At 62.5% G+C, this 12,224-nt stretch carries 11 protein-coding genes and 1 tRNA gene; 4 read left to right on the top strand and 8 right to left on the bottom strand.

Annotated elements, in window-relative coordinates; translation table 11 throughout:
* Positions 1-176 precede the first annotated feature (176 nt).
* Genes mscL through IEW81_RS08830 form a run of 3 tightly spaced genes read right to left on the bottom strand, consistent with a single transcriptional unit; the run spans position 177 to position 1,560 of the window.
* Positions 177-617, bottom strand: coding sequence for a large conductance mechanosensitive channel protein MscL (mscL, locus tag IEW81_RS08820; RefSeq protein ID WP_097059827.1), 441 nt, complete (start codon positions 615-617; stop codon positions 177-179).
* Complete coding sequence (locus IEW81_RS08825) at positions 617-964, bottom strand: FmdB family zinc ribbon protein (RefSeq protein ID WP_097059552.1); 348 nt, start codon at positions 962-964, stop codon at positions 617-619. The genes mscL and IEW81_RS08825 overlap by 1 nt, the downstream gene beginning before the upstream one ends.
* Positions 965-981: 17 nt before the next feature.
* Entirely contained in the window at positions 982-1,560 is a 579-nt protein-coding gene (locus tag IEW81_RS08830; protein WP_097059553.1) for a 5-formyltetrahydrofolate cyclo-ligase, read from the bottom strand.
* Between the two features lie 40 nt (positions 1,561-1,600).
* Between IEW81_RS08830 and galU the strand changes: the two genes are divergently transcribed.
* From galU to IEW81_RS08850, 4 genes are all read left to right on the top strand, one after another.
* Positions 1,601-2,491, top strand: coding sequence for a UTP--glucose-1-phosphate uridylyltransferase GalU (galU, locus tag IEW81_RS08835; protein WP_097059828.1), 891 nt, complete (start codon positions 1,601-1,603; stop codon positions 2,489-2,491).
* A gap of 1 nt (position 2,492) precedes the next feature.
* Positions 2,493-3,143: a GNAT family N-acetyltransferase gene (locus IEW81_RS08840; RefSeq protein ID WP_097059554.1), complete on the top strand. Its 651-nt coding sequence runs from the start codon at positions 2,493-2,495 to the stop codon at positions 3,141-3,143.
* An 89-nt stretch (positions 3,144-3,232) separates the two neighbouring features.
* On the top strand, positions 3,233-4,096 hold the full coding sequence (locus IEW81_RS08845) for a hypothetical protein (protein ID WP_143544607.1): 864 nt from the start codon (positions 3,233-3,235) through the stop codon (positions 4,094-4,096).
* A gap of 123 nt (positions 4,097-4,219) precedes the next feature.
* Positions 4,220-4,292, top strand: a tRNA-Ala gene (locus tag IEW81_RS08850).
* A gap of 564 nt (positions 4,293-4,856) precedes the next feature.
* On the opposite strand, the gene arfA is transcribed toward IEW81_RS08850, so the two are convergent.
* The 5 genes from arfA to IEW81_RS08875 all read right to left on the bottom strand — a co-directional run bounded on the left by arfA (position 4,857) and on the right by IEW81_RS08875 (position 10,961).
* Entirely contained in the window at positions 4,857-6,374 is a 1,518-nt protein-coding gene (arfA, locus tag IEW81_RS08855; RefSeq protein ID WP_097059556.1) for an arabinosylfuranosidase ArfA, read from the bottom strand.
* A gap of 36 nt (positions 6,375-6,410) precedes the next feature.
* On the bottom strand, positions 6,411-7,304 hold the full coding sequence (locus IEW81_RS08860; RefSeq protein WP_097059557.1) for a carbohydrate ABC transporter permease: 894 nt from the start codon (positions 7,302-7,304) through the stop codon (positions 6,411-6,413).
* Positions 7,301-8,257, bottom strand: coding sequence for a carbohydrate ABC transporter permease (locus IEW81_RS08865; RefSeq protein ID WP_229671317.1), 957 nt, complete (start codon positions 8,255-8,257; stop codon positions 7,301-7,303). Before IEW81_RS08865 ends, IEW81_RS08860 begins: the two co-directional genes overlap by 4 nt.
* A gap of 162 nt (positions 8,258-8,419) precedes the next feature.
* A complete protein-coding gene (locus IEW81_RS08870) occupies positions 8,420-9,778 on the bottom strand; it encodes an ABC transporter substrate-binding protein (RefSeq protein WP_218839956.1) in 1,359 nt (452 codons plus the stop codon).
* A 121-nt stretch (positions 9,779-9,899) separates the two neighbouring features.
* On the bottom strand, positions 9,900-10,961 hold the full coding sequence (locus tag IEW81_RS08875) for a LacI family DNA-binding transcriptional regulator (protein ID WP_097059559.1): 1,062 nt from the start codon (positions 10,959-10,961) through the stop codon (positions 9,900-9,902).
* Between the last annotated feature and the right edge of the window lie 1,263 nt (positions 10,962-12,224).

The following is a 12,224-nucleotide window of genomic DNA, read 5'->3' on the forward strand; positions in this document are numbered from 1 at the left end:
CGCCGAGCGAGTACGCCGCCGCCCCCGGGTTCAGACCCGTCCCCGTTGCCGGAACCTCCGCGGCACTCGTCTACGGAGAATGACGAGCAACTGCGCAGGGATAAGCCCCCACACTGGGGCTGAGCCCCTGAACCCCTGAGCGTCCGAGTGCGATAGAGCCCCGGGGGTCGACGGCCTCAGGAGTCGGCGTGCTTGCCGGTCTCGATGGCAGGTTTGGCCAGTAGGTCACGAATCTCGACGAGCAGGTCGATTTCGGTGATGATCGGCTCCTGTACGACGACCTGGCCGGCGTTCTTACGCGCTGCCGCGCGTTTCTTCAACACATTCACGGGCACGATCAACGCGAAGTAGACCACGAGAGCCACCAGCAGGAAGTTGATGACCGCTGCGAGTACTGCGCCGAAAGAGATGATCGCGTTGCCGCCCGATACGGTCGGGATGGCGAGGGGAAGCGCCTCGGCCAGGTCCGATGCATCGAAGAGCGCGCCGATGGCGGGATTGATTACTCCCTGGACGATCGAGTTCACGATCGATGTGAACGCGGCGCCGATGACCACGGCGACCGCAAGGTCGATGACGTTGCCACGGAGAATGAACTCCTTGAATCCGTTGAGCATCATGCTCCTTGACCTGTTGTGCTCCCAGAGGAAGCAGGGGGGGATGCGGTGGGGGGAGCCGCGGTTTTCTCGGGTGATGCTTTTCCCCCCGCCGCGGGCGAGGATTCGGATGCCGAACTGGATGATTCGGTCTTGGAGTTCGACGAGCCCGATCCGCCGCCTGAGGATCCAGATCGGGAATCAGTGCGATAAAAACCCGAGCCGTTGAAAGAGACGCCCACGGGAGAGAACACCTTGCGCAGCTTTCCGCCGCATGTCGGGCACACCGTGAGCGTGTCGTCGGTGAAGGCCTGCACGATGTCGAACGCGCGGTCGCACTCGGTGCAACGGTAAGAGTATGTGGGCACGTTCAGTCCTTAGAAATTCAGAGGGCAACGATGCCGGAGGGGGTCACCACGCCGTCGACTCGCTGGTCATGTCGTTCGCTGGGAACGGCATCCACGAGTTCATCGTCGAAGATCACAGCATAGACCGGAGGGCGCTGCTGCATTGATCCGAGGGTCTTATCAAAGTAGCCGCGGCCCCACCCCATGCGCATGCCGGTGCGATCCACGGATGCGGCGGGCACGATGATCAGGTCCACGTCGTCGAGCGCGTTGGGGCTGAGCGGTTCGCTCGTAGGGGCGGGCATTCCGAGCTCGTCCTCGAACTCCTCCTCGCCGTCGTACAGGGCCCAGTCGAGCAGGCCGTCAGGACGCGAGACGGGCAACAGCACAGTGATTCCTTCGGCGCAGGCCCACGCCAGGAAATCCCTGGTGCCCGGTTCATCCGGAATCGACAGGTAAGCGGAGAGGGTGCGCGCCTCAAACTGCGTCGCCAGCGCTCTCAGATTGGTGGTGATGGCGGCGTTGGCTTCGGCCCGTCCGGTTGCCGTGGTGATGCGGCGGCGCTCTCGCAATTCGGCCCTCAGAGCACGCTTCTCGAGTCCTACCTCATCAGACATGGCACCAATACTATGAGCAGACTGCCGCTAGCCTGTGTTCATGGCCTTCCGGATTACAAAAGCAGTCGTCCCCGCCGCGGGCCTTGGTACCAGGTTCCTGCCTGCGACCAAGGCCATGCCCAAAGAGATGCTCCCGGTGGTGGATAAGCCCGCGATCCAGTACGTCGTCGAGGAAGCCGTGGCAGCCGGTCTGACCGACGTGCTGATGATTACCGGTCGCAATAAGAACGCACTCGAGAATCATTTCGACAGGATGACCGAGCTCGAGGCCACTCTCGAGCAAAAGGGTGACACCGACCGCCTCAAGAAGGTCGAGTTCTCCAATGACCTGGCCGACATGCACTACGTGCGCCAGGGGGATCCGCGCGGGCTCGGCCACGCAGTACTCAGGTCGAAGATGCACGTCGGCCGCGAGCCTTTCGCCGTACTGCTCGGTGATGACCTGATCGATAGCCGGGACGTGCTGCTGTCTCGCATGATCGAGGAGCAGAACAACCGTAACGCGAGCGTGATCGCCCTCATGGAGGTCGACCCGGCCTCTACCCACATGTACGGCATCGCTACGGTCGAGAAGACCGGGACCCCCGATGTCGTCAAGATCACCGGGCTGGTCGAGAAGCCGGCGGCTGGCGAGGCGCTGTCCAATTACGCGATCATCGGCCGTTACGTGCTTCAGCCCGACGTATTCGACGTGCTCGAGCACACGGCTCCCGGCAAGGGCAACGAGATCCAGTTGACGGACGCCCTGCAGACCATGGCCTCAGAGAACATCGCGGGCGGGGTCTACGGCGTCGTGTTCCGCGGTCGTCGATACGATACGGGTGACCGGGTGGACTACATCAAGGCGATCGTGCAGCTCGCCGTGGAACGTGACGACCTCGGCCCCGAACTGCGGCCCTGGCTCAAGCAGTTCTCAGCCGACCTCGACTGACGTGGCCACAGCGATCCCCACCCTCTCTGAGGGACGCACGACGATTCGTCCGATCCGAGTACGTGATGCTCGGGCACTTGAGCGGGAGCTTGCAGAGAATCGTGGCTGGCTACGCAAGTGGGAAGCTACCAACCCGCACGGGCCCATGTCGTTCGACGTGCGATCGAGCATCCGGAGCCTGCAGCAGAATGCACGGGCTGGGTTCGGTTTGCCGTTCATCATCGAGTGCGACGGAGAACTCGCCGGGCAGTTGAACGTGTCATCGATTGCGTACGGGTCACTGTCGTCAGCGACCATCGGATACTGGGTGTCAGAGCGGTTCGCCGGCAAGGGGCTCACCCCGACGGCTGTGGCTCTCGCGACCGACCACTGTTTCTTTGGCGTGGGGCTGCACCGCATGGAGATCTGCATCCGGCCGGAGAATGAGCCGAGCCTGCGCGTGGTCGAGAAGCTCGGCTTCCGCTACGAGGGTCTTCGGCGTCGCTACATCCACATCAATGGGGACTGGCGTGATCATTTCTGTTTCGCGCTGACCGTGGACGAACTGCCAACCGGGGTGCTCCGACGCTGGCGCGATGGCAAGGCCGTCACGGCAGATGCGGAAGTCCCTCCAGCAGACAGGGCCAGGGCCGCGCGACCACTCGTACCCTGACGCGTTCTTTCGGGGACTTCCGTACGAAGGTGTGATTCGCGTCCGCGTGGTGTCGCGCCAAGTGGCCGCCCGGCTCGTACCGTATGCCTATGGAACTTACGGGAGCGGGTGGCGGGCTCATGCTCGCGATCGCCGCCGCCCTGTGGCTCGCATACCTCGTGCCGAACTGGTTCAAGCGCCGCGAATATCTGGCCACCGAGCGCAATGCGGTGCGACTGCAGCAGACGATTCGGGTGCTTGCCGAGAGCGCCGAAATTCCGGATGCCGTCAGGGCAGACCTCGCTGCGAAGCAGCTTGCGCAGGCCCAGCGCGCCGAGTTGAGGCAGGGCCCCGTTGCCGTCGGACCTGTTCGTCCACCCACGGTACCCCGCGAGGATGCACGGACCCTCGCTGCGCGCCGACTGCGCCGCGGTCGTGCCATCGTCGCGGTCGCGCTGCTCGCGTCGGTGATCGTGACCGTTGTGCAGCTCGCGCTGATGGTTACCGCGGGGGCAGTTGTCGCATCGTGGGTCGTCCTCGCGGCAGGTTCCGCGGTCGCGGTCGGCTCGTTATCCCTACTGACGACAATCGCCGGCGCGTCACGAGTTCGTAAGAATGTCAGCGCTCCAGTCGCACGCCGCACCTCGATGAGCCGCGTTCCTGAGCGCATCAGGATTGTCGAGGAGCGCGGGTCGAGCTGGACTCCGGTGCCTGTTCCCCAGCCGCTGTACCTGTCCCGATCGCTCGCTCCGGCCAGTTCAGGGACAGACATGGGCGCGGGGCTCCGGCTCGCGTCAGCCAGCGCTGAACAGGCCGTGCGGGCCTCCCAGCAGGACGTCGTGGCGATCCAGACGTTGCGGGCAGCCCCCGTCGCGGCTCCAAGTCGCTTCGCACGCATGGGAATCGTGGATGACGCTGCCACCGCAGCACCGGATCTCGACGCCGTGCTCGCCCGCCGTCGCGCCGTCGGCTGAGCGGACCTGCCGCCCCACCGGATCTCGACGCCGTGCTCGCCCGCCGTCGCGCCGTCGGCTGAGCGAACCTGCCGCCCCACCGGCTAGTGATAACCTACCTATGAACTGAGTCGCAAGGCGCAGGGGCCCTTGGCGCAGTTGGTAGCGCGCCTCGTTCGCATCGAGGAGGTCAGGAGTTCAAATCTCCTAGGGTCCACACCGAGGCCCCGGAATCATCGAGATTCCGGGGCTCTCTTTTTTTCCCGACGGGTTGGGATCACGTTGATACGTCACGTGGTGATTCGGATGCTGCGTCCGCCCGCACGATGGCCCGGCGCTGGCTGCGTGGGCGTCGCGGTGATATGAGCCCGTTCTCGGATGGCAATGCTGTCGATGTGGAGGCGCCAGAGGCTCGGAGCTGCGGCACCCGAGCCTTAGTGTGACGTCGGCGATGTCGAGGAGCCGCCGCATTGCTTTGGAGCCCGATTTTCGGGCCTTATGGCCAGGACCTACGGCTAGCGCGCGTACCTGCTTGACTTCGGTGGCGCTGACCGGCGCGGCGCCATGAAGGTTCACTGCGGCCACGCCAGAGCCGTGAACCCGATACGCCTTGGCGCGGCCACCGGCCTCGGAAGTCCGCGCGCTGCCCGGACCGTTTTGAATCGAAAAGTTGGCCGGCCACCCTCTCTCGACAGGACAGCAGCCAAAATTAACTGCGTTACCGAAAGTTGGCTTCAATCGCCTTCACAAATTCTGGGCGTCGCGGCGCAACCCTGGCCCTTCAGGCGCCGCGCAGCGCGATCGCCGTCCATGACACGGCGGGTAGCTCAATTGTGAGCGTTCCATCGACAAGAACTGCCGAGCTGACTGGCTTGGGCGTGACACGGTAAGGCTGATCGAGCGTGTTCGCCGCATAGACGTCATCGTCGGAGATTATGTGGCTTTCGACGATCACGACATCGCCGAGGCTGCTCACGTCGATGGTGACCGTCGTCACGGCATCTGGCGACCGGTTCACGATGAAGACGGCAGTCGCACCGTTTTCGGCATCGTGGGTTGCGACGGCATCGACAACGTTGACCGTGCCGTACTGCACCGTGTCATAGCTGTCGGAGTTCAGCCGTACGTTGAGCGCTTCGCCCCGCGCGAGCCGCGACGTCAACGCGAACGGGTAAAAAATCGTTTGACGCCAAGCCTCGCCGTTTGGTTCGGTCATGATGGGCGCGATCACGTTGACAAGTTGGGCGAGGCTCGCAGAAGTGACCCGCTCGGCGTGTTTGAGCAGGGAAATCAAGAGGCTGCCGAACACGACCGCGTCTGCAACCGAATAGCAGTCTTCAAGCAGGCGCGGAGCAACGGGCCAGTCGTCGACCTCGGTGATTTTGTCAATCTGGTGGTAGCGCTCGATGTACCAGACGTTCCACTCGTCGAACGAAATGTTCATGGTCTTGCTGCTGCCCTTGGCCGCCTTCACATAATCGGCTGTTGCGATAACCGTTTCGATGAAGCGGTCCATGTTGACACCCGACGCGAGGAAGCTTGCGAGGTCGCCGTCCTTCTCCTCGTAGTAGGCATGGCAGGAGATGTAGTCGACATCGTCATAGGTGTGCTCGAGTACGGTGCGCTCCCACGAGATGAAGGTTGGCATTTGCGCACTCGAACTCCCGCACACCACCAGCTCCAGGTCGGGATCGACCTGGCGCATGGCCTTAGCGGTCTGCGCGGCTAGCTTGCCGTAGTCTTCCGCTGTGGAGTGGCCGAGTTGCCAGGGGCCGTCCATTTCATTGCCGAGGCACCACATACGAACGTTGTGCGGTTCGTGCGTGCCATTGGCGATGCGTGCATCGGCGAACGCCGAGCCGGACCTGATATTGGCATATTCCAACACATCGAGGGCGTCCAGCACGCCGCGTGTGCCGAGGTTCACGGCATACATGAGCTCGCTGCCGACACTTGTGGTCCAACGAGCGAACTCGTCTATTCCGACCTCATTGGTTTCGGTCGAGTGCCACGCGAGATCGAGGCGAGTCGGCCGATTTTCTCGCGGGCCGACGCCGTCTTCCCAGCGGTAGCCAGAAACGAAGTTGCCGCCGGGGTAACGAATAGCAGACACGCCCAGTTCTCGGACCAGATCCTTGACGTCTTCACGAAAACCGTCGATGTCGGCTGTCGGATGGCTGGGCTCGTAGATTCCGTCGTAGACGCAGCGGCCCAGGTGCTCGACAAAGGAACCGAAAAGGCGACGGTTGATGACACCCGCACCAGAGCGCGGATCGATGGTGAAGTTCGCAGAAGGCATAGGTATCTTTCCTTGTCGATAGGGATGAGAAGAGGGCTACTTGAGGCTGCCGAGCGAGAGACCGCCCTGCCAGTACTTCTGGAGCGAGAGAAACGCGACGATGAGCGGGATGATGGAAACGAGCGAGCCCATGACGATGATGCTCCACAGCGAGAACCCGCCCCCGTTGTTGCCCGAGGCCAGCCCCTGCCAGAGATCGAGTCCGACCGTGACGGGGTACAAGTTGTTGTCGTTGAGCATTGCCAGCGGCAGAAAGTAGTTGTTCCAGGTCGCCACGATCGACAGCAGTAGTACCGTCACGATCGCCGGGCGCATCAGCGGCAGCGCGACCTGCACGAAGGTGCGGAACTCTCCGGCACCGTCAACGCGAGCGGCATCAAGCAACTCGTCTGGCACAGCATCGGCGATGTAAACCCGCATGAGGTAGACGCCGAAAGGGCTCAGCATCGAAGGCAAGATGACCGCCCAGATGGTGTTGGTCAGTTGTAGTCCCGCCATCATGATGAAGGTCGGGATGACGAGCGCCGTGACGGGCACCATGACCGCGCCAAGCAACAGCGCGAAGGCGAAGCTTCGGCCTCGAAACTTGAACTTGGCGAAACCGTAGCCCGCGAGCACGGCCAGGACGGTCGCGCCCAGCCCGCCCGAGAGCGAGTAGAGCAGCGAGTTGCCCATCCAGCGCAGATAGATGCCACCGTTGAACGTGAACAGGTCGCGGAAGTTGCCGATGAAGTCGATGTTCTTGTCGAACCAGAGCGCACCATTTGTGCCGGCGAAGAGGCCCGTGGCGTCTTTGGAGCTGGCGACGATCAACCACCAGACCGGAATAAGGAAGTAGACGATGAGCGCCCCGAGGAACAGGTGCGCGGTGATGTTCCTGGGAGCACGGCGGGCTCCTGAGGGCCGGCGAGAGGTGAGGAGTGAGGTCATTGGAGGAAGCTCCCGCGCTTACGAGTGAGGAATAGGAAGATGTAGACGCACACAAAGACAACGAAGCCCAGCGAGAACGAGATCGCTGATGCGTAGTTGAACTGTGCGTAGGAAAAGGCCTGGGTATACGCGTACATGTTCGGCGTGAAACCCGGTGTGATTGTGCCGTTGGCAATCGGCCGGAGGATCTGCGGTTCGCTGAAGAACTGCAGAGTGCCGATGAGCGCAAATACCAGGATCAGAAGCAGAGCGTTGGTGACAAGCGGGATCTTGATCCGAAGCGCAATCTGCCAAGCATTTGCCCCGTCGAGTCGGGCCGCTTCGTACAGGGAGGGATCGATTCCCTGCAGTGCCGCGTAGATGATGATCATGTAATAGCCGGCCCATTGCCAGACAACGACATTCATGAGGGACTGGAAGATCAACCCGGAGCCGAGCATTTCCGGTGCGTCCGCGCCGAATGGCGCGAAAATTTGATCGAGGGGGCCGAAGTTGGGGCTGTAGAGGAAGCCCCACATGAGCGCGCCGATTACCCCAGGAATCGCGTAGGGCAGGAAAATCATGAGCCTGGCGATGCGGGAGAACCGCGTCGTGATCGCATCAAGGATGAGGGCGACGGTCAGCGACAGCGCCATTTGTAAGGGGATGAGGGTGAGCGAGAAGCGCACCACGAACCAGACTCCCTCGAGGAACTGAGGGTCCCTGAACGCCTTCGCATACTGCGCGAAGAACGTGAACCGCGTTCCGGTTGCCAGGCCCTTCGTGAAGAGGCTCAAGTAGAACGCGTACGCAAGCGGAGCGACCAGGAACGTGACAAAAACAACTGCAAATGGTGCGATGAAGAGCCAGCCCATACGGCCGTGGCGCCGCTGGCGAGCGCCGATTCCGACTCTCTTCGGAGCCTTGAAAGCATGAGATCCCGGGGGCGCTGAGCCCACAATTCTTGTCGTCACGGCCATGGTCCAACTTCTTCGTTAGGGGGTTTGCGCAGCGGGGCGCGAGAGAGGGGGTGGTGGTCCCGCACGATTCACATCGTGCGGGACCACTGTGGGCGGCGCTGCCGACCGGGGTGCTGCTGGAACTGCCAGTGCTATCGGGTAGCGCCTGGTGTGGTGCTATTTGAGGGTGAAGCCCTGTTCCTGGGCGTACGCAACGAGTCGCTCTTGCACCTGGTCTGCCGCAGCTGAGCCCGTGAGCTCGCCCGCGTTGACTGCGGTGAGAGCTTCCTGCAGTTGTGCGTAGTAATAGACCTGGAACGGGCTGTACACGTAACCCTCATAGGAGGCCGCCGCCGGCACGTAGATGTCCTTGTTCACGGTCTGGCCTCCGAAGAACGCCACTTCGGCGTTCATGAACTCGTCTGAGGTCAGTACGTTTTGGTTGAGCGGGAAGATGACCTGGTTGGACCAGCCGTCCTTGAGTGATGCGTCATCGGCGTAGAGGCCGAGGGCGACCTTCGCCGCCAGCTCCTTATTCGACGCCTGAGCGGTCACGGCGAGAGCCGAGCCCCCCCAGTTGGCGGCGACCGGGTTCGCCGGGTCCCACTGGGGCAGTGGAGCGGAAGCCCAGGTTCCCTGGTCGGTGCCGCCGCCGACGCCGACGCCAGCGCCGGTCAGGTAGCCGGGTGCCCACGCTGCGGAGATATAGGTGGCGTAGTCGCCGTTCACAACACCGGCAATGTACTCGGGGGTGAACTGATCGACTGTGCCGACGAGGCCGTCCTTGACGAGGTCTGCCCAGTAGTCGAGAACGTCTTTGGAGTCCCGGTCGTCAAGGTTGACTTCGATCTCAGTGGGGTTGGCCGGGTCGAACTCGAACGGCTGAGCGCCCTTCTGCTGTACGAGCGCGAAGTACACCGCGGGGGTGTTTGCACCGAGATCGCCGAAGAGAGGTCCGCCTGCATCCTTGACCTTCTGTGCAGCTGCGCGGTACTCGTCCCACGTGGTTGGCGGGGTGATGTCGTACTTCTCGAAGACGTCCGTGCGGTAGATCATGGCCATAGGGCCGCCGTCGATGGGGACAGCGTAGACGGCGTCACCGACGGAAACGTCCTTCCACGCACCCTCGCTGAAGTTACCGCGAACCGCCGCAACGCCGAGGTCGCTGATGTCGACGAGCGAGTCCTGAATCTGGAAGTTCGGAACGCGGTCGGCCTCGAGCATGACGACATCCGGAGCCCCGGTTCCCGCGACGATTGCCGTCTGGAACTTGTCGTATTCATCGGCACCGGCGCCAGCGTTGGTCCAGCAGACCTGAACGTCGTCGTTCAGTGCGTTGAAGTTGTCAACGACCTTGTCCATATTGGGGTACCACGCCCAGACCGACACCACGGGTGCGTCGGTCTTCGTGATGGTGTTCGTGCAGCCCTCAGCCTTGGTTCCGGTTTCGGATCCGTTGGGAGAGGGGGCGCATGCTGCGAGGAGCGCGGCTACCGCAAGAGCGGTCGCGGCGACCGAAACAGTCCTTCGATTCACTGTGTGCCTTCCTGGTGACGTCTTTGTCTGTGTTGATTCGGAGAGGTTTCCAACGTTGTATATAACGTTGTAATGAATAATGGCCTCCCGACCAGACGCTGTCAATACCGATTTGACGTGGTTAGAGAAGCACGGGTGAAGGCAGCGATTCCGGCGCAGTAGCGGGTCGGTTCGGGGCGCTCGACTCCCTCTCAATCAGGCGGAAAGCGGTCAGATGCTCCCTCGGTGGCAGCGGGGTGTCAGCACTGGCGATTCGTTCGATCAGGTATTCCACCGCGACTTCGGCAATCTCCTCCCGGCCGGGATCGATCGACGACAGCGACGGGAGGGTGTACTTCGTCTCGTCGATGTTGTCGAAGCCGACGACGGCAACGTCGTGCGGAATGCGAATCCCAGCCTCCTGCATCACCCGCATGGCCCCGAGAGCAAGCAGATCATTGAATGCCACGACCCCGTCGAAAGGAATGTTGCGTGCCAGATAGTCGCGCATGGCTTTTGCACCGTCAGCCCGAAGCCACAATTCCACTGGGCACACGAGAGTTTCGTCGAACTCGACCCCGGCATTGGCGAGTGCCCGCTTGTATCCGACCAATCGCAGCCCGGCAGATCCGATTTCTTCCCCGGGATGGCTTCCGAACGCCAGCACTCGACGGCGGCCCTGGCCCAGGAGGTGTTCGGTAGCTGCCTGCACACCCTCCACATTCTGCATCGTCACATGGTCTGTGGGGCCATTGAAGATTCGCTCACCCAGCAGTACAACCGGAGTATTGACGCTGTCGAGCACGCCGGCGTCCTCCTCGCCGAGGGCGAGGGCGCTGTACAGGATGCCGTCGACGAGCTGCGTGCGCGGGCCGCGCAGGAGAAGGAGTTCCCGATTGCGGTCATATCCGGCCTGTTCAATGATCACGGAAAGCCCGCGGGCCTCGGCGGCCCACATGACCGCGTCGGCGAGCTCGGAGAAGTAGGCATTCCGGATGTCGGGGACGATCAGGCTTATGACACCGGTGCGGCCCGAACGCAGGCCGCGGGCGCTCAGGTTCGGAAGGTATTCGAGTTCTTCGATCGCTTTCCTGACCCGTGCACGCGTTTCGGCGCGAACGTGGGGAAAATCGTTGATGACATTCGAAACCGTCTTTATCGAAACTCCCGCGATGCGGGCGACGTCATGCATCGTGGCGGCCACAGTGGTGCCCCTGCCTGCTCTGGGTTGGATGGTTGCAAGTGGCAGATTACAACTATCTACCGCCTCGATGCCCCTGTTCAGTGAGCGGCACCGCGTGCGAGCCCGGATTCAGGCGCCACACACTCTGCGGTCCACTGAGTTGCTGCGGACATTTCGGACAGTGGGCCCTTCAACGACGTCGCCATTGCGTACGACGTCGGCCCCGAGACGCTCCGGAACTGGCCGGGCAAATTTGGCGAGCCCAGCGGGGGTACGGAGGGTCTGCTGCACGAGTAGGTGACATCTGACCAGGTTGGCCCGGGAGGATGGCATCGTGCCTCAGTCCTATCCGGATGAGTTCGGTGGCGACGTCGTTCGTGTTGCTCCCGGTCGTGAGCCTGATGACCATCGAGCGCATCGCAAAGGACTTCGGTGGTCACGTGATGACGTTCCAGAAGTGATTGCAGCGTGCTGCGGTGGGCGACGGCGCCGGGCCCGGCCAAACGCGCGCGGACGAAGCCCGCGATGCTGGCCAGGAAATGGCGGATGGCAGTCCGTGGTGCAGCTGTCGTGACAACTCCTGGTGTGGCGCGTTCGGCAAGAAACGAGGAAGGAACGGTGAGAAGTCCGGACCTGTGGTCTACGACGACCTCTGTACGGTGATCGATAGCACCGGGCGCACCCGGCATGAGTTCACCGCCGGGAAGCCGAACCAGTCCTGGCTGGCTGAAATCACCGAACACCGAACCATCACGGAGGGTGAGCTCTATCTCAGCGCGGTTGAAGACGGGTTCTCGAACCGAGATCGTTGGCTACTAGATCGACTCCAGAATGAAGTGCGGTCTGGCCGCCAATGTGTGAGAGAACCCTGTCGCGATGCGGGGTGACGTTGCCGGCTGCGCAGCTCACAGGGATCGAGGATCACAATTTCGAAGCCGGAAGTTCCTGCGCGCTCTTCCCCGCTGCCGGATGCTCGGCTCGGCGGGCAGGGTCACCTCGTGCGCTGGCAATGCGGCGATACAGTCGTCCTTCAGCCTGCCGAAGAAGAACGTCCCCGATCGCCGCTTCTGGGCCACCCGTGAGTACCTGCGCATCGCGATCGTGACCTGGATCGAACGCACCCGCCACGGCCGCTGGCGCAGACAGTCCCGCCTCGGACGTTTGGCCCCGTCGAATTCGAGGCCACCATGAACATGCCAGCCGCACTGGCTGCGTGACAGGAAACTGTCACCCAACCGTGCGGCACACCCATGGACCCGCCCGAACGTGCCGCAGGGAATGTCA

Source organism: Salinibacterium xinjiangense (genome assembly GCF_014645015.1).
Classification (GTDB): Bacteria; Actinomycetota; Actinomycetes; order Actinomycetales; family Microbacteriaceae; genus Rhodoglobus; species Rhodoglobus xinjiangensis.

Excerpts from the sequence above, each read along its gene's own strand:
- mscL (WP_097059827.1), bottom strand. The coding sequence starts at position 617 with ATGCTCAACGGATTCAAGGAGTTCATTCTCCGTGGCAACGTCATCGAC.
- IEW81_RS08830 (WP_097059553.1), bottom strand. The coding sequence starts at position 1,560 with ATGTCTGATGAGGTAGGACTCGAGAAGCGTGCTCTGAGGGCCGAATTG.
- galU (WP_097059828.1), top strand. The coding sequence starts at position 1,601 with ATGGCCTTCCGGATTACAAAAGCAGTCGTCCCCGCCGCGGGCCTTGGT.
- IEW81_RS08845 (WP_143544607.1), top strand. The coding sequence starts at position 3,233 with ATGGAACTTACGGGAGCGGGTGGCGGGCTCATGCTCGCGATCGCCGCC.
- arfA (WP_097059556.1), bottom strand. The coding sequence starts at position 6,374 with ATGCCTTCTGCGAACTTCACCATCGATCCGCGCTCTGGTGCGGGTGTC.
- IEW81_RS08860 (WP_097059557.1), bottom strand. The coding sequence starts at position 7,304 with ATGACCTCACTCCTCACCTCTCGCCGGCCCTCAGGAGCCCGCCGTGCT.